The sequence below is a fragment of the Natranaerofaba carboxydovora genome (assembly GCF_022539405.1).
In the GTDB taxonomy this organism is placed as follows: Bacteria; Bacillota; Natranaerobiia; order Natranaerobiales; family Natranaerofabaceae; genus Natranaerofaba; species Natranaerofaba carboxydovora.
In genome coordinates, this window is record NZ_CP054394.1 from 493,182 (window position 1) to 510,546 (window position 17,365).

Annotated in this window: 17 protein-coding genes and 1 other annotated feature; of the genes, 7 read left to right on the forward strand and 10 right to left on the reverse strand. The window is 34.3% G+C overall.

Annotated features, from left to right (window positions below):
- The first annotated feature begins 286 nt into the window (after positions 1-286).
- Positions 287-1,375 carry a 3-phosphoserine/phosphohydroxythreonine transaminase gene (gene serC, locus ACONDI_RS02350; protein ID WP_241079889.1) on the forward strand — a complete coding sequence of 363 codons (1,089 nt, stop codon included), beginning with the start codon at positions 287-289 and terminating at the stop codon, positions 1,373-1,375.
- Between the two features lie 85 nt (positions 1,376-1,460).
- Here the strand turns inward: serC and aroF are convergent, their stop codons facing one another.
- The gene (aroF, locus tag ACONDI_RS02355; protein ID WP_241079890.1) at positions 1,461-2,300 is read right to left on the reverse strand and encodes a 3-deoxy-7-phosphoheptulonate synthase; all 840 of its coding nucleotides are present in this window, start codon (positions 2,298-2,300) and stop codon (positions 1,461-1,463) included.
- A gap of 113 nt (positions 2,301-2,413) precedes the next feature.
- Positions 2,414-2,749: a binding site (T-box leader), on the reverse strand.
- 147 nt (positions 2,750-2,896) lie between these two features.
- On the opposite strand from aroF, the gene ACONDI_RS02360 reads away from it, so the two are divergent.
- The 3 genes from ACONDI_RS02360 to ACONDI_RS02370 all read left to right on the forward strand — a co-directional run bounded on the left by ACONDI_RS02360 (position 2,897) and on the right by ACONDI_RS02370 (position 5,266).
- The gene (locus ACONDI_RS02360) at positions 2,897-3,568 is read left to right on the forward strand and encodes a class I SAM-dependent methyltransferase (protein WP_241079891.1); all 672 of its coding nucleotides are present in this window, start codon (positions 2,897-2,899) and stop codon (positions 3,566-3,568) included.
- Positions 3,569-3,595: 27 nt separating this feature from the next.
- On the forward strand, positions 3,596-4,765 hold the full coding sequence (locus ACONDI_RS02365) for an ATP-grasp domain-containing protein (RefSeq protein ID WP_241079892.1): 1,170 nt from the start codon (positions 3,596-3,598) through the stop codon (positions 4,763-4,765).
- A 345-nt stretch (positions 4,766-5,110) separates the two neighbouring features.
- Positions 5,111-5,266, forward strand: coding sequence for a hypothetical protein (locus ACONDI_RS02370; RefSeq protein WP_241079893.1), 156 nt, complete (start codon positions 5,111-5,113; stop codon positions 5,264-5,266).
- 37 nt (positions 5,267-5,303) lie between these two features.
- Here the strand turns inward: ACONDI_RS02370 and ACONDI_RS02375 are convergent, their stop codons facing one another.
- Positions 5,304-5,546, reverse strand: a complete 243-nt coding sequence (locus ACONDI_RS02375) for a GIY-YIG nuclease family protein (RefSeq protein ID WP_241079894.1) — start codon at positions 5,544-5,546, stop codon at positions 5,304-5,306.
- Positions 5,547-5,724: 178 nt separating this feature from the next.
- Here ACONDI_RS02375 and ACONDI_RS02380 point away from each other — a divergent pair, with 178 nt between their 5' ends.
- Positions 5,725-5,919 (forward strand): YwbE family protein, encoded by a 195-nt coding sequence (locus ACONDI_RS02380; RefSeq protein WP_241079895.1) that lies wholly within the window; start codon positions 5,725-5,727, stop codon positions 5,917-5,919.
- An 88-nt stretch (positions 5,920-6,007) separates the two neighbouring features.
- Here ACONDI_RS02380 and ACONDI_RS02385 read toward each other — a convergent pair whose 3' ends face one another.
- Together ACONDI_RS02385 and ychF are read right to left on the reverse strand one after the other, a co-directional pair.
- Entirely contained in the window at positions 6,008-6,430 is a 423-nt protein-coding gene (locus ACONDI_RS02385) for a hypothetical protein (protein ID WP_241079896.1), read from the reverse strand.
- A gap of 163 nt (positions 6,431-6,593) precedes the next feature.
- Entirely contained in the window at positions 6,594-7,685 is a 1,092-nt protein-coding gene (gene ychF, locus ACONDI_RS02390; RefSeq protein ID WP_241079897.1) for a redox-regulated ATPase YchF, read from the reverse strand.
- Between the two features lie 167 nt (positions 7,686-7,852).
- On the opposite strand from ychF, the gene ACONDI_RS02395 reads away from it, so the two are divergent.
- Positions 7,853-8,545: an ABC transporter ATP-binding protein gene (locus tag ACONDI_RS02395; RefSeq protein ID WP_241079898.1), complete on the forward strand. Its 693-nt coding sequence runs from the start codon at positions 7,853-7,855 to the stop codon at positions 8,543-8,545.
- A 1-nt stretch (position 8,546) separates the two neighbouring features.
- Complete coding sequence (locus ACONDI_RS02400; protein WP_241079899.1) at positions 8,547-9,830, forward strand: ABC transporter permease; 1,284 nt, start codon at positions 8,547-8,549, stop codon at positions 9,828-9,830.
- Positions 9,831-9,888: 58 nt separating this feature from the next.
- Here ACONDI_RS02400 and ACONDI_RS02405 read toward each other — a convergent pair whose 3' ends face one another.
- The 6 genes from ACONDI_RS02405 to ACONDI_RS02430 form a co-directional block, all read right to left on the reverse strand.
- Positions 9,889-10,902 (reverse strand): patatin-like phospholipase family protein, encoded by a 1,014-nt coding sequence (locus ACONDI_RS02405; RefSeq protein WP_241079900.1) that lies wholly within the window; start codon positions 10,900-10,902, stop codon positions 9,889-9,891.
- A 185-nt stretch (positions 10,903-11,087) separates the two neighbouring features.
- On the reverse strand, positions 11,088-12,902 hold the full coding sequence (locus ACONDI_RS02410; protein ID WP_241079901.1) for a heme NO-binding domain-containing protein: 1,815 nt from the start codon (positions 12,900-12,902) through the stop codon (positions 11,088-11,090).
- A 161-nt stretch (positions 12,903-13,063) separates the two neighbouring features.
- The gene (locus tag ACONDI_RS02415; RefSeq protein ID WP_241079902.1) at positions 13,064-14,047 is read right to left on the reverse strand and encodes an arsenic resistance protein; all 984 of its coding nucleotides are present in this window, start codon (positions 14,045-14,047) and stop codon (positions 13,064-13,066) included.
- Positions 14,048-15,910, reverse strand: coding sequence for a ferrous iron transporter B (locus ACONDI_RS02420; protein ID WP_241079903.1), 1,863 nt, complete (start codon positions 15,908-15,910; stop codon positions 14,048-14,050).
- A 79-nt stretch (positions 15,911-15,989) separates the two neighbouring features.
- Positions 15,990-16,289 carry a FeoA family protein gene (locus ACONDI_RS02425; protein ID WP_241079904.1) on the reverse strand — a complete coding sequence of 100 codons (300 nt, stop codon included), beginning with the start codon at positions 16,287-16,289 and terminating at the stop codon, positions 15,990-15,992.
- Between the two features lie 60 nt (positions 16,290-16,349).
- On the reverse strand, positions 16,350-17,351 hold the full coding sequence (locus ACONDI_RS02430; protein ID WP_241079905.1) for a lysylphosphatidylglycerol synthase transmembrane domain-containing protein: 1,002 nt from the start codon (positions 17,349-17,351) through the stop codon (positions 16,350-16,352).
- Between the last annotated feature and the right edge of the window lie 14 nt (positions 17,352-17,365).

Here is a 17,365-nt window from a genome sequence, read left to right on the forward strand (position 1 = left end):
ATTAGCAAATGTATAACAAAAATATATATTCTAAATATTTAAAAAGTAAATTTAATATTAGCGTCTGCCTTATATCTCTTGTTAGAGCGGCAGATTATTGTTTATAAACAATTTAGTTAAAATTTAGTGTTGATATATTTGATTTATGAAGTATTGCTACGATTTACTCAAATGTTCACGATTTATACTTTTTTGTACAGTGATTTTGAGTTAGAATATAAGTTAAATACTTCACTAAATATAATTATTTTTTTAAGTATAATCAAACAAAGGAGACTTGATTGATATGACAAAGAGAGTTTATAACTTTAGCGCAGGGCCCGCTACATTGCCCGAAGAAGTACTTAATAAGGTGCAGGGTGAGCTTTTGGATTACAAAGGTCATGGCATGTCCGTAATGGAGATGAGTCACAGATCAGAACCAATTAAATCAATTGTAGATGAGACAGAAAGCTTAGTTAAAGAATTACTTAATATATCTGATAAATATAAAGTGTTGTTTATGCAGGGTGGGGCAAGTTCTCAGTTTTATATGATCCCACAAAATATTTTGAAGCCTGATCAGACTGCTAGTTATATACTTACTGGTAGTTTTGCAAAAAAAGCTTATGAGGAAGCTGTGAAGATTGGAAATATAAAAGTTGCTGCTGATATGAAAGCTGAAAAGTATACTAGGTTGCCTAATGAAAATGAGTTAGACTTTGACTCAAATAATGCCTACATTCATTTGACAACTAATAATACCATCTATGGAACCCAGTGGGGGAGCATGCCTGAGACTTCAGGAATTCCAATAGCTGCTGATATGTCAAGTGATATAATGTCGCGTCCAATAGATATGACGAATATTGGGATTATTTATGCAGGAGCACAAAAGAATCTGGGACCTGCAGGAGTGACTCTTGTGGTTATAAGAAAAGATTTGATGGAGAATGTTCCAGAATCTCTCCCAAATATGAACAGATATGATGTTATTGCAGAGGCAGATTCATTATTTAACACCCCTCCTGTCTTTGCCATTTATGTTATGAAATTGGTTTTAGAATGGATAAAAAATATGGGTGGACTTAATAAGATCCACGAAATTAATAAAGAAAAAGCAAATTATATCTATGAAGTTATTGATGAATCTGATGGATTTTATAAAGGACATGCCAAAAAAGAGGACCGTTCTCTTATGAATGTACCTTTTAGATTGAAAGACGAAGATCTAGAGAAAAGGTTTTTACAAGAAGCAGAAAAGAACGAGCTTGTAGGTCTAAAAGGGCATAGGTCAGTCGGAGGCATTAGGGCATCTATATATAATGCAATGCCAGTTGAAGGGTGTAAAGCTCTTGCAGAATTTATGAAGGACTTTTGTCAGAAAAATAAATAGGCAAAATAGCATTGTTAATGTAACATTGTTAATAAGCGTGTAAAGCGTATAATAATCTTGGTTAAGTCGATAAGGTGCCTATAATTTAATTTAGGCACCTTATTTTAGATTCTTGACAAATGCCACTTGAAAGATTGTTAAGCTTGGATAATAATTGATTAAACTCATTTATGGTTAATGACTGTTTGCCATCACTAAGAGCTCTCTCGGGATGTGGGTGGACTTCAAGCATGAGGCCATCTGCACCTGCAGCAAGGGAAGCACTGCTCATACTAGGAATCAGATTTTTGTTGCCAGTGCCATGACTTGGATCTACTATAATTGGCAGATGACTCTCAAGTTTAATAATAGGGACGGCAGATAAGTCTAAAGTATTTCTAGTGTATGTCTCAAAAGTCCTGATTCCACGTTCGCAAAAGACAATATTAAAATTTCCTTCAGCCAAAATATATTCGGCTGCCATTAGCCACTCTTCAATTGTAGCACTAATCCCTCTTTTCAAAAGTACAGGTTTGTTAGACCTGCCTATTTCTTTTAACAGGCTGAAATTTTGCATGTTTCTTGAGCCGACCTGCAGCATGTCTGCGTATTTTGCAACTGTTTCTACGTTTTCTGGTTCCATTACTTCAGTAATTGTTTTAAGTCCCGTGGCACTGCCAGCTTTTTGCAGAATTTTTAACCCTTCTACGCCAAGGCCTTGAAAACTGTATGGTGAACTACGGGGCTTAAAAGCTCCTCCTCTTAAAAAATCACAACCTGTTTTTTTGATTTCAAATGCTGTATCTAGTAAAGTCTTTTCATCTTCAATAGCGCATGGACCTGCCATAACTGTAAAGTTATCACCACCAATTATAGTTTCGTTACCTGGAGGGCCAATTTTTATTTGACTGTCCTCTGACTGGAAATCCCGGCTAACATATAACATGTGTTAATACCTCCTTACAAAGTTTTAAATTACAATTGATTTTGGTGCAAAAAATAGCTTTTTGCACCAGAATCAAAATTAAATTAAAAGAGTCCTTGCCTGAGAAATATTCAGACAAGGACGATGATTACCGCGGTGCCACCTTGTTTGTTCATACAATTATATGAACCACTTAATAAAAAGGTAAGGTTCTAAAGTTTTGGATTAAAATAAAAAATCTCCCCCTCATTAGGGCGAGAATTAGCTCGCTATACCACCTAAACTATTAGAACTATTACCTACTCCCGGTAACGGCGGGAACTACCGACTCTACATACTACCTTAAGGATTTAGTAGAGTAGCTCAGAAAGGCCAACTTCACCTAGATCTATCTTCGGCAGCTTCCAGTCGATGACTGCCTTCCCTGGAGAAGAATCAATCAGGCTACTTTCCTTTATCATTGCATTATCTTTTGAAATTTTTATTTTATCTGTTTTAAATAGGTTACTATAGCACGAGTTAGTTGTCAAGGGGATCGCAGATATTTGATAGGAGTAGACATTTGCAAATTATTAGTGTATATTTTCAAGAAGGATTAATTAAGAAAGGATGATTCTTTGAAACAAGAGAGATGTAAAATATGTGATAATTATACAGATGCTTGGATAGATGAACAGTTTGGCATAGATTATTATTATTGCAATTATTGTAAAATTATTTTTATGGATGAAAATAGTGTAGTTTCTTCTGACAAGGAAATAGAAGTTTATAATCAACACGATAACAACTTGGAAAATAAAGGTTATGTAAAAATGTTTGAAAATTTTATTGATAAAGCAATCCTTCCTTACTACCAGAAAAAAAATAAAAAAGCTGAAAATATAAAAAAAGCACTAGATTTTGGCTGTGGCCCGGGTCCAGTGTTGGCTGTTTTGCTAAGACAGCAAGGGTTTGAAGTAGATATTTATGATATTTACTTTGCCCCCGAAAAAGTTTATGAAAACAAAACTTATGATCTTATAACATCTACTGAAGTCTTTGAACACTTGATGGATCCACTTGAAACCTGTAAATTACTAACGAAGCATTTAAAAGAAGATGGTATCCTGGCTATAATGACCCTTTTTCACCCGGAGAGTATAAAAAAGTTTAATAACTGGTGGTATAGAAGAGACCCAACCCATATTTCCTTTTATCGGCCTGAAACTTTTGAAGTTATGGCAGATAAGTTGGGCCTTGAAGTTTTGGATTATGATGATAAAAATACTTTGGTTATGAAAAAAAGATAAAATCTTTAAGATGAAAGGATGAGTTAAGTGATAATATTAGACAAACCATATGTTTCAAATTTCCTGCAGAATACAATTATAAAATTGGACTTACCAGTTTTACATAGTGAAAATATAGAAGAACTTAATTTGGATAATAAGATTAATTTGATAAAAGGCGAAGATTTTATTAATAAAGTTAATGAAAAGGGTGCTTTAGTTTATAGTAACTCAGAAAATTCAATTGATTGGATAACAAAGAATTTATCATTTACTGATTTGCCTGAAAAGATCGATGTTTTCAAGGATAAATTAAAGTTTAGAGAATTGTTAAAAGATATATACCCTGACTTTTTTTATAAAGAAGTTAATGTTGATGGATTAAAAGATTTTGATATAAATGAGATAGAAATGCCTTTTGTTATAAAACCGTCTATAGGATTTTTTAGCATTGGTGTTTATAAAGTCAGTAGTATTTCTGAATGGAAAAATGTAACAACTGAATTGAAAACAGAAGTTAATAAGATGGCAAAAAATTATCCTGTTGAAGTAATAGATACAACTAAATTTATTGTTGAGGAGAATATTGAAGGGGAGGAATTTGCTGTTGATCTTTATTATGATAAGGACGGTAGACCAGTAATATTAAATATTCTAAAACATATTTTTTCTTCAGAAGAAGATGTAAGTGACCGGGTTTATATAACTTCTAAAGAAATAATAGAAGAAAACCATGATCAGTTTGTAGAGTTTTTAGATGATATAGGTGAAATGGTTGAATTAAAAAATTTCCCGATGCATATTGAATTTAGATTCAATAACTATGGGGCTTTGATCCCTATTGAGGTAAATCCACTTAGATTTGCAGGTTGGTGTACGACGGATGTGGCTTATTATGCTTATGGTATAAATGTATATGAATATTATTTTAAGCAGATAAAACCTGATTGGAAAGAAATTTTGAAAAATAAAGAGGATAAAATATATAGTATTGTTATTGCTGATTTGCCCGAAGATATAGATGTTAATGAAATAGTTGAAGTAGACTACGATAAATTTAGGTCACATTTTGAAAAACCTTTAGAGATGAGGAAAATAGATTATGTAAAGCATGGCGTTTTTGCTTTTTTATTTGCAGAAACAGATTATAATAATTGGCAAGAGCTGGAAGAGATTTTGAAATCAAGCTTAGAGGAGTACTTAAAATTTAAAAATTAAATCGAATAAAAAGAGGCTTGTTACAAGAGACAGCATACGGATTAACTTCAAAATGATGGGGTGAAGTAGATTTTTCCTCTTTTTTTTATTTTGTTATCTGTATAGACGAGAATGGTATAATAAAGTTACTATGATATACGATTTTAAGCTTTTTGCAAAGTCATTGCTGTTTAAAGGTATTATTCTAATATAAGAAAATCGCTGTAAGGAGGGCTTAATGTGAATATTGAAGTATCCAATGACGCTCTGGATTACATTAAAGAAAAAGGTGGTACTGTTACCATTGGTGTGAGAAGTAGGAAAGGATGAGTAGGTGGATCAGTACCTCTGGATGAGGTAGAGCCAATGGTTCCTGAAGATATAAATAACTATACTCATATAGAGCAGAATGATATTTATATATATGTTGATAAGAAAATGAATACTGACAATAAAGTAATTAAAATAACATTATCTAAATTGCTATGGCTTAAAAAGTTAAGCTTAGAAATTGATGATTGAGGTGCATGATTTGCTAAGGGGAAAGTTATTTTGCTATTTAACCTTTATTGATAAGCATCAGTTTTTCCTGACGGCTCATTTTTTTTATAGTAATTTCTCTTTTTATTGCATCTGATTTAGAGGTAAATTTTTCTTGGTATTTTAATTTGACAGGGGTTCTAAATTTGGTGTATTTAGCCGCTTTGCCTTCATTATGTTTTTTGATTCGATTATCTAAATCGGTGGTATAGCCTGTGTATAGTGTGCCATCTGAGCATTCTAACATATAGACAAAGTGCATTTGTTTCACCTCTTATTTTTAATTGCTGTATAACATTTTATCGTTAAGCTATATGGTGATTTAAAAGAAAATAGGCAGTATTAGCAATATGGATTGTATAAAATTTTAGGATATACTTAGTTAATATTCTAAAATAGTTTTAGAAGGAAGTAAAATAATTAAAAATAAGGAGATTGAGATGACCAGAATTACTCGCGAAGATATAAAACCAGGCTTACGTGTCCAAGTAGTTAAAAAACAAGATCAACATAGTGGCAAACTGACCGAAGGAGTGGTTGAGTCTATTCTTACTAAATCTTCCACACATCCCCATGGAATTAAAGTAAAACTTACTTCGGGTGTTGTTGGTAGGGTTAAAAACATAGTTGAATAAAAGATTATAATAGAGGTAGGCAAAGTTATAGCCTACCTCTAAAAATCGGTGTAACCCGCATGGCGATTAGCCAAAAGAAGTCACGAACTTAAACAACAGAATCCATGCCCATACCTTGGCCAGGAACTTGGCCCTGAGTAATGTCCGCTTGATGATAGCCACCAGTATTTTGCATCATTGGTTGTTGAGGAGCAGCAGCCATTTGAGGACTACCCATTTGTGGGGCAGCCATTTGAGGGGCAGCCATTTGAGGGGTAGCAGGTTGTTGTAATTGCATGTTTTCTTCTAGAGCTTTTTCAAAATCTGATAGCTGATTATTTTCCTGGGATTCTATAGGTTTTTGTTGATTTTGCACGGGGTTGTCTGATTTTTGCTCTGATTCTTGAATTTTTTGATTAATTTTATCCTCGAAGTTTTCCTGGTTTTCTACTGCCTTGTCGTTTGATTGTTCTTTTTTTTGTGCGGGTATGTTTTGATGTGCCATCTGGTTTGTAACTCCTCCAATATCCACTATTAACCCTCCCTTCGCCAAAATTGATATTGGCATTTGTGGGCATGTTATCAGTTAAGTTGGTTAACTCCAAGTCTTATGAATAAAAATTTACATAATTTTTGCAGCAAACAAATCAGCCCTTACTTCAATTTTCAAGTAAGGGCTGACCTAACAAAACTAATTAAACATTAAACCTAAAGTGAGTGACATCTCCATCTTTCATAGTATATTCTTTTCCTTCTATTCTAAGTACGCCATTTTCTCTAGCTTTAGCATAACTTTCGTATTTTAGGATGTCATCATAAGCTATAACTTCAGCCCTGATGAATCCTCTTTCAAAATCGCTGTGGATTTTACCGGCAGCTTGTGGTGCAGTGGAGCCTTCTTTGGCTGTCCATGCTCGTACCTCTTTTTCGCCGGCAGTAAAGAATGTAATTAAATCTAACAGTTTATAACCTGTTTTTATAACCCTGTTAAGTCCTGGTTCTTCTAATCCCATATCCCTCAAAAACTCATCTTTTTCTTCATCGTCTAACTCAACTATCTCCGATTCTATGCTAGCGCTAACTTTGATGACTTCTGAACCCTCTTTAGAAGCATAGTCTTCTACCTGCTTTAATAGATCGTTCGAATCATTTTGCAGCTCATTTTCATCAACGTTAGCCACGTATAGAACTTTTTTTGCTGATAGTAAAGGTACGGATTTCAAAATTTCTCTTTCATCACTGGTAAAATTTAAGCTTCTTGCAGAATTGCCATCACTTAAAGTTTCTTTTAGGCGTTTAAGTAGCTCATATTCTTTTTTGTATTCCTTTTCTCCAGATTTCATTAGTTTTTCTGTTTTTTCAATTCTTCTCTCAACCAGCTCAAGATCTGAAAAAATTAATTCTAAATTTATAGTTTCAATATCCCGGATGGGATCTATTGAGCCATCAACATGTGTTATGTCTTGTGATTTGAAACACCTTACTACGTGGGCAATAGCATCTACTTCTCTGATATTTGATAAAAATTGATTTCCTAGACCTTCTCCTTTACTGGCCCCTTTTACTAACCCTGCTATATCAACAAACTCTATAGCTGTTGGTGTTGTCTTTTTGGGTTTAACTAGGTCTGTTAATTTGTCTAGTCTTTCATCAGGAACATCTACAACTCCCACATTAGGATCAATTGTACAGAATGGGTAATTAGCCGCATCAGCACCCGCTTCTGTAATTGCATTAAACAATGTTGACTTTCCCACATTGGGAAGACCTACAATACCTATTTTCATATTAACCCTCCTTGCAAATATACACACATCTACATATTATACCTGAGCTCTGCTTTCTTGACAATTAGTTCTACGAAATTTTACATTTTTATTTACAAAATAACGGAAAGGTTATTGAGTAAATGATATAATAGAAGGGGAAAAATAGGGGTTGGAGGTAATTACTTATGGTTATAAAATTGAAAAATGTTAGCAAGATATATAAAATGGGAGAAGTTGATGTAAAAGCTTTAAAAAATGTCAATTTGACTATTGAAGAAAGTGAATTTGTATCTATAATTGGCCCATCGGGTTCTGGGAAATCAACTTTGATGAATATTATGGGTTGTTTGGATGTTCCCACTTTTGGTGAGTACTGGCTTAATGGATATGAAGTAAGCAAACTGTCGGACAATCAGCTAGCTGGGATAAGGAATCTAGAAATAGGTTTTGTGTTTCAAAGTTTCAATCTTTTTCCAAAGCTAACTGCATTAGATAATGTAATGAGACCTCTTATCTATAGAAAAATAACCAAAAAAGAGCAACTGGAGCGGAGTATAGAGGCACTAAAGAAGGTTGGCTTAGAAGACCGGACAAACCACCGGCCAAATCAGTTATCAGGCGGACAGCAGCAAAGAGTAGCTATTGCCAGGGCTCTTGTAGGAGATCCATCTATAATCTTGGCTGATGAACCTACCGGCAATTTGGATACCAAATCAGGAGAAGAAGTATTAAAGTATTTGACTGAATTAAATAATCGTGGTAAAACATTAGTGCTTATATCCCATGACCCAAAAGCGGCATCTCATGCTAAGCGACATTTAAAGATTATAGATGGTGAAATAACTCCTACAAAAATAGAAAAGGAGATGACATATTAATATGTTAAGTCAAGCTTCACGTCTGTCCCTTGAAGCTATCCGGTCACATAAATTAAGGTCGTTTTTGTCTATGCTTGGAGTAACAATTGGTGTTTTTGCGGTCGTTGCACTTGTATCTCTTGGACAAAGTGTTAATAACACTATAACTGGGCAGTTTCAAGAGGCAGGTTCTAATTTTATTACGATAACAATAGTAGGGACCGGCGAAAAAGTGCTTACATACGAAAATGCTATGGATTTACATGAAACTTTAGGCGTTAAATTTGTCGCACCTGCAATTAATTTTCCTGTTGAAATTGAACATAATGGTAGAAGGGAATTTGCAATGCTTAAAGCTACAACTCCGGAATATATCGAAAGACAAAACAAGGATATAAAAACGGGGAGTTTTTTCGAACAATCTAACTTAGATGAAAAAAAGCAAATTGCAGTTTTAGATGAAAAAACTATAGAAAATTTGATTTCTGATCCAGGTAAAGTTGGAGAAGAATCTATTGGTGAAAACATAGCAATACAAGGTATAATGTTTAATATTGCAGGGGTATTAAGAGATGACGATGCTGACTTTGATGGTCCACCTGGTATAGAGGATGAAGGGGAACAAGATAATAACGCTGATAGCTCAGAAGTTGGTCCACATAGAGGCCCACCTAGAGAGTTAACAGGCGGGACAGATAATGTTTTAGAAAATAGAGTGTTAATCCCCTTAACTACTGCCACAGAAATATTTGGGATAAACGAAATTTCTGTAATTTATGCAGAAGCAGAGGATATTGAAGGTGTTGAAGAGGCGGCCAATAACCTAGAGACTAAATTACATGATTATTTTGGTGATGAAGATGCGTTTAATGTGTTTTCTCAAAATCAAATTTTGGATCTGATAGACAATGTTACCGGAACTTTGACCAGTATGCTTGCTGGATTAGCAGGGATATCACTACTTGTAGGTGGGATTGGCATAATGAATATTATGCTTGTGTCTGTTACTGAGCGTACTAGGGAAATTGGAATCAGCAAAGCTCTTGGAGCAAAAAGAAGAGATATCTTAATGCAGTTTATGATAGAATCTGTAGTTATAAGCGGTATTGGTGGAGTAGTTGGTATAATACTTGGTTATGTGGTAGTTAGTGTTATTAGTAATCTTGCAGATCTATCAATGGTATTTTCTTTAGAGGTTATTGCAGGAGCTATATTATTTTCAATGCTGGTGGGAGTGTTTTTTGGTATATATCCTGCTAATAAAGCTGCTAAGCTTAATCCTATTGATGCTCTTAGATCAGAATAGAAAAGATAAGATGATGCTTATATATATTGTATAATGCAAAATTAACTCTGTTACCGAACTAAAAAGGATTAGAAAAATATTTGTCAACGTCAAAGCTATTCATTTTCCCGATTTTATCATAATTTTCATTAATCCATTTATCTGCTTCTTCTCTTCCTTTTTCTTTTAGATGGTGAACGAATTTCCAGGTAGGGTTAGCTTTGCTAGATACGTTAAATCTTTTTAAAACTTCACCTGAATCAATTAGGTGAAGGTGGATTTTTCTTAATACATTGGTATCACATAGATTTTTTTCAACTAATTTATTTATAAAATTAACAAAATGAAGTTCTCTCATTAAGCTTGAATTAAAACTAATAGATGTAACTCTATCTTCTATCTCTAATGGTGTGGTGGGAATTTTTTCGTAATTTGTGTATTGAACTTGTACTATCATGAGATCATTGCAATCAGTTTTTTCTAAAACAGGAAAAATAGCTGGATTACCAACAAATCCTCCATCCCAATAATGTTCATTTCCTATTTTTACTGTATGGAAAAACTGAGGAAGAGCACAAGAAGCTATTACAGCTTCTGGGGTGATTTCTTTATTGTCGAAAACTTTTAGTTGGGCATTTCGTATGTTAGTCGCAGATAAGAAAAGTTTTATGCTGTCATCAGCTTGGATGGTATCAAAGTCCACAAGTTCTTTGATGAAGTATTCTATCGGGTTTAAATTAAAGGGATTGTAATGATAAGGAGATAAAAAACTTAAAATATGATAAAAAGGATTAAATTCGATACTACCGGGGTTTAAAGCTTTGTCTAAAGGAGTTGGTTGAAACAAAGAGAAAGACCCTATAACAGCATTTTTCTTCCAAAATTTATTTAATAATTCTTTTGCTTTATCCCTGCCTCCGGTGAGTAATCCATAAACAGCCAAAGTAGCATTTACTGCTCCTGCACTAGTCCCTGACACTCCTTTTATCTCTAGCTCATCTATCTCTAAAATCCTGTCCAAAACTCCCCAAGTAAAAGCCCCGTGTGAGCCTCCGCCTTGTAGAGCCAAATTTATTTTTTTCTTAGAAGTCATTTTATTGTTTGCCACCTCCATGTAAATTTCAATGTTTCCTTGATAACTACTTCCACAATATTAGACAATTACCTCCTAATAAAAGTTATCTTCGTAAAAATTTTAGTAAATTAAAGAACTCCCCTTGATTATGGGAGTTCTTTAATAGAGCTTTCTTTTTAGAGCTATTGTATTAGATGTTTAAATTAGACTCTATGTTTTTTTAGTTCGGACCTAAATTCTTCGGCTAGAGCTTTGAGCTGTTCGGTGTATTTTGTCATTTCTTTAATTCTCTCTGAATACTCGGATACATTAGAACTCATTTCTTCGGAGGCTGCACTATTTTCCTCGGCAATTGCTGCTAAGGAATTAATGCTTTCAAATACCTGATTAATATTTTCAGTTTCCTCGGATAGCTTGTCTGCCATTTCAGCAATTTTGTCAGCGACATCATTTATTTGGTCCGTAGCTTTTCCGGTTTCACTGGCAGTATTTTGAAGGGTGTTGGTGCTTTCTTCTAAACGTGAAAATTGATCTGTAATGTTTTTGACTAGCCCTTCTACTTCTTTGACAAAGCTTTTTAGGTTATCGCTTATAGTCGCTACTGCTTTGCCTGAGTTTTCTGCTAAATTACGGACTTCATCTGCAACTACTGCAAATCCCTGACCATGCTCTCCGGCCCTTGCAGCTTCTATTGAAGCGTTAAGAGCTAACAAATTAGTTTGCTCTGATATTTCTTCAACAGTTGTAACAATTTCAAGCATGCTTTCAACGTTTTTGGATAGTTCTTTACCCTGAGAGTCCACCCCGGCGAACTGCTGTTTGACGTCATCTAAATTTTCAGCGACATTTGTTATTTGTTGATAAGAGTCTTGTATATTCTGGACCGCTTCTTTTAAATATTCTTTATCTTTTAGTTCTTCATTTGCTATTTTCTTTATATTTTCTACATTGGTGTTTAATCTGTCTGCAGATCCTTCTGTTTCGTAAGCTTGCTGCATAGCTCCTTCGGATACTTCTTCTACCATTTTGGATATATCATCGGAAAGGTTTTTCATATTTTCTGAGACACCGCCAAAACGCTCAACAAACTTATACATGTCATCAGTACCGCCTTTTAAGAATAACAGGTCTTTTTTGATATTATTTTTGGCATCAAAAATTTCATTCATCAAAGCTTCAATATTATCTCCTGTTTTTACCTGAGTGCTTTGGGAATAATCTAGCTTCTCTAACTTATTAACTTCTTTTTTTAAAATACTCAAAGGTGATAAAGAAACTTTGGCAGCACCGAAAATAACTATAAAGCTAATTATGAAAACGCCGATATGGGATAGATCCATTTGAAAACCACTTAGGACTGCAGATGCTAAAGTTATTATGATACTGCTTAAAAAAGCTATTTTCGCGGGTATGTTTTTAATAAAGCCAAGGGATAAAAATTGACTGAAAGGATAACTTATTAGGCCGCCAGTGCTCTTCTCAGTAGTTACATTTACTTCTATGTACTTTGTCCCATTAGAAGCTTCTCCTCTTGACAGTTCTTCTAGCTCTACTTCTTCCTCGAAATAATCCCCTACACCTTCTATGAGTCCTAATAGATAATCAAAAAGGCCTCTATTAGATTCATAGCGTAGTTTTATTCTATTAGGTGATAATTCTTCTGCGATTAAACGAGGGGGGTTAGCGCCTTCTATCATTTTGGTCAATTGTCTATGTACTTCATCCATCATGCACAAAAATTCCTTGGCCGAATTTTGGTCAAAATAAGAGGGGAAGAATTCTTTGAAAGACCAGATGTTATTACGACCCATTTGCCTGAAGATTTCGGCGCTATTTTTGCCTACTTTCTTGGCGACTTTTTCCACTAACTGTACTGCATTTTCTTCACTTACATCCATAGTAGGAGTTATCATTTGATCTCCTTCTAAGTCCATTTCCTGTAATACTTCTGTAATGGTAGCATCACCAAAGAGACCTTTTAAACTTTCTATCCAAACGAGTACAACAGTACCTTTCAAGGCAATAACCTCCAATTCATATAAAAGATAAGTAAAATAAATGGCAAATAATCAAAAATAAAAAAGAATACAAAAATATTTTATTATTATCCAATATTAGACAGAATAATTATTATTTTTAGTTTATCACCATTTGATACGGATAGTCAAATCGAACTTTTCTAGTTGTTGTCTAAATATGGATACATTTTTTTATTTTTTATAAGCAGTAATAGTTGGGCAATAACAAATAATAATGGAAGTTCAATTAAAGATTCAACTGCAAGAACTAAAGGGACGAGAGGTCTTTCGGGAAAGGCGGCTATGGCAATAGTCATTGCAAGAGGAGCATTACGGGCAAGTGTGGTAATTATTAGGCTTACTGCATCCTGATAAGGTAATTTTAGATAACGGCTAATAGTAAGTCCCAACACAAAATTGATGGCAAAAAATAATATAACAGGTATTAACAGTGCTAATAAAACAGCCGGGTTATCTATTAATATTTGCCCTTGAGAGGAAAAAATAGCTATGACTGCAAGGATTAGAAAAAAAGCCTGAAAAGCATCTATATTATTAAGTAATTTTGTTTCAAACCAGTCTTTACTTTTAAAACGTAAAATAAAATACCTTGCTATAAATGCTGTTATAAAAGGAATCAGTAAAACTCGAAAAAAACTTTCAAAAAATATATAAGGTTCAATTTCTACCACAGCTCCTGCTAATAAAAATAAATAAAGGGGTAGAAGCACAAGCTGAAAGAGTAAATTCCAAGGTAAAAGGGTAGTAGAGAAGGCTACATTTCCTGCTGCAAGACCTGTAAAGACCAAGTACCAATCTGTACAGGGTGTTACCAAATCCATTATCATGGCCATATAAACATCTGGAGTATCCCTCAAAAAGATATAAGCAAGACCAAAAGCCAAAAGCGGTGTCCACAAAAAATTTATTACAAGACTAAGGCCTGCAAGCCTAAAATTTTTGAACCCTTTTTTTAGGCTTGCAGGCTGTATTTGAATAAAAGTCCCAAATAACATTGTCATTAGAAAAGGCATTATAAAAAGTGAAGAGATATTTGAAAGCGTATTAACTTGACCAATAATTAAACCTACGATTATAGCTATTATCAAGAGAAGCCACTGATAATCTTCTAGTATTCGTTTCATTTAAAAGATTAGCCCTCCAACTCTTGCAAGAATTCCACCTATCAAAAAAGCTGTAGTTGTAGTTAATATAAGTACGAAGACTGCAGTTTTGAGATTAAATTCCTTAGCCAAAGTAGCGACTATAGCTATACAGGGTACATAAAACAGGCCAACTATGGCTCCTGTAAATAACTGAACCGTTGTTAACTGCATTTCAAGTAAGGGAAGAACTGTTAGCTCTCTACGCATTACCCCAAGGACTAGGGGAACTGCTGCTTCCTCTGGTAAAAGAAGCCAAGTTTCTATTAATGGTTCTAGCAGCCTTCCGACTATTGCCATTATACCTGTTTCATATAAAAATGCTGCAAGGCCTACTGCACCTACCATTGGAAGAGCCCCATCTGTTACGTAATTTTTTATCCTAAGCCAGATTTTTTTAAAAAGTACTTCTCCACGAGGCAGTAAAAATTCAGGTATTTCCATCAGAGTATAAGGTTTTTCACCTTTTAAAATACGGTCCATTGCAAGACCTGTAAAAGCAATGACAGTGAAAGAGACGAAAAATACGGCTATAACTAAACCAACTGAATTTTCGGCTGCAGCTAATAATGCTATTAGAGCGCCTGACTGAGCAACACAGGGAATGCTAAGACTAACAAGTGTTGATATTGTTATTCTTTCTTTGTAAGAAGTAATTGATCTAGTAGCCATAATGGCAGGGATTCCACAGCCATAACCGAGTAGTAGAGGGATTACACTAGAACCCTGTAGACCGATTTTATTTAACAAACCATCTAAAAGACTACCTAGCCTTGGAAGATAGCCGCTGTCTTCTAGAAGGCTAAGTGCAGCGTAAAACGAAATTACATAAGGTAGAACTAGAGTAAAAGGCCACTCAAGTCCTTTCACCAAAAAACCATACTCGCCTATGAAAATCCTTTGGACTACACCCGGAGGAATAATATTTTCTACTACCATAACTACAGCAGGTATTATTAATTCTCTAAAAAGAGGCAGAAGCAAGAACTGTCTTAGCCCCATTCCGACCCCGACTACTAGACCAAATACCAGTAATAATATAACAAAAGCAAGGGGTAGCCCGGGCCAGGGCTGTATCAGTAGTTCTCCCCATTTTTGGCGTAGGGATACTTCTTTTGTTGCCACTTGTGTTTTTGATGAACCAGAGATTTCTTCTGCCAATTTCCACAAATCTAAACTTTCATTAGATTTATTGACAGAAGACCCTTTATTATCTTTTATATCTTTGCCAGTTTTTTGACTGGCATAAAACTTATCTTTGTCATTCAGAATTTTTGCCAGCGTATTTTCAATATTATTAATCCCTTCGCCTTTTACTGCGATAGTAGGGATTATAGGTATGTTTAGTTTGCCTTCTAAATATTTGTAATTGATAGCTGTACCTTGTTCTTGTATCAAGTCTATGCGGTTAATTACTGCCATAACTGGTATACCAAAATTTAAAACCTGCAACAGAAGATGCAGGCTGCTTTCTAAATTTAAAGCGTCTAAGACACAGATTACAGCGGCCGGTTTTTTAGATGTTAGGTTAACTCCTTCTTCCGAGTGACAATGTTTATTGTTTTTATCTGATATTTCTCCTTTTAGCATATCAACAGCAACTTTTTCTGCTTCATTGGAGGCATTAAGGGAGTAAGTTCCTGGCACGTCGATTAAGTTAATTAGGTATTTATCAATTTCCACTCGTCCTGCGGTATATTCTATAGTAGTTCCTGCATAATTAGCTACACCTATATCCATTCCTGTGATCCGATTGAAAATAACACTTTTTCCGATGTTTGGAGGGCCAATTAGAAGCACATTGACCGGATTTGAATTGTCTTTTGAATCTTGGTGTGAAGGCATTTTACTTGTCCTCCTTGTACAATTGTCTATTTCATCTAAGATATAATTGTTTAATAACTTTTGGTATTAGAATTACTTTTTAATGTAGAATAATTTCTTTGGCAATGTCTCTACTAATAGCTACATTTCTTCCCTCCACAGAGCAAACCATAGGTCCCTTAAAACATTCTCTAGCTTTTAAAGTGACTTTCTTGCCGGGCCTAAATCCCAATGATTCTAACAGAGGGTTCTCTGGTACTTTATAGATAGTATATTCTTGACCTTTCGTAAGATCCTCAAGGGTGATTTTGGCGTTATCTAAAATATTTTTCCCGTTATCTTTACTATCGCTGTCTTTTTTAATTTTAAAAGGGTTGACTTTGGCTAAGCAAAATTCCATTTACAACTCACCTCTTTTTTTATTTTTTTAAAATTTATAATTATGTGTCTTCATATGTCTTCATTTTGTTTCTTGCTGGCTTTTAATTAAACTAGCTTTTCTATTATAAACAAGGAGTACAGCGACTCCTGCTGATAAAACAAGGGGAAACCAAAAAGTAATAAACCTTGTTACAAGTGCAATAGACAGCCCTTCTGCTGAAGTAAGACCAGCGTAAGTAAATACAAGTGCCATACTTCCTTCAAAAGAACCCAGCCCACCAGGTAATAAAGGGAGCATATTAACAAGATAAGCTGTGAATGTAGCTATAACTAATAGTGTGAAGCTAATTTCAAAACCAAGAGTATTAGAAACCAGGTATACTTTTACTGGATACAATATCCAGACCAAAAAAGCTATTAACATAAGCTGCCATTTGTCAGTAAGCTTGGTGAGCTTTCTTGAGATACCTGAAGCTTCCTTAATGAAATTTGTGACTTTCTCTAACTTATCAAGGATTTTTTTATTTTGAAAAATCCTGCCTAGACTTTTTCCCATTAAGTCTAATCTAAAAAACAAAAAAAATAATATTAATAAAAAGATCAGACTTAAAAAAGATAGGTAAACAACAACAGGTAAATCCCAGGTGAAAAGTGTATATATAACAACAAAAAAACTAATTATTACGAATGGAATTAGAGAAAAATATTTGCTTACTAGGGTTATAGCAGTTAATTCCTGATATGATATAGAAGTTCGCTGTCTCATTAAATATACTTTTGCTGTTTCTCCTCCAAGTTTTACTGATGGAGTAACACTTTCTACAAAAGTGCCTGCTAGATGAATTCCTAGTACAGTAGTTAGTGATACTTCTTGGTTAAATTTTCTGATTAAAAAGAACCAGATATAACCTGTCATTAAGATGGTCAAAATTTGTAGTATTGCAAGGTATAAAAGGTTTAGGGGGTGTACTCTGCTAATGATTTGTTTTACTTCGTCAAATCCAACTAAAAAAACTAAAAAAGTTAAAACTAAAATACCAGCTATATAAAGTAAGTATAAATTATTTTTTTTAAAAGACAATTTTGATTTCACCC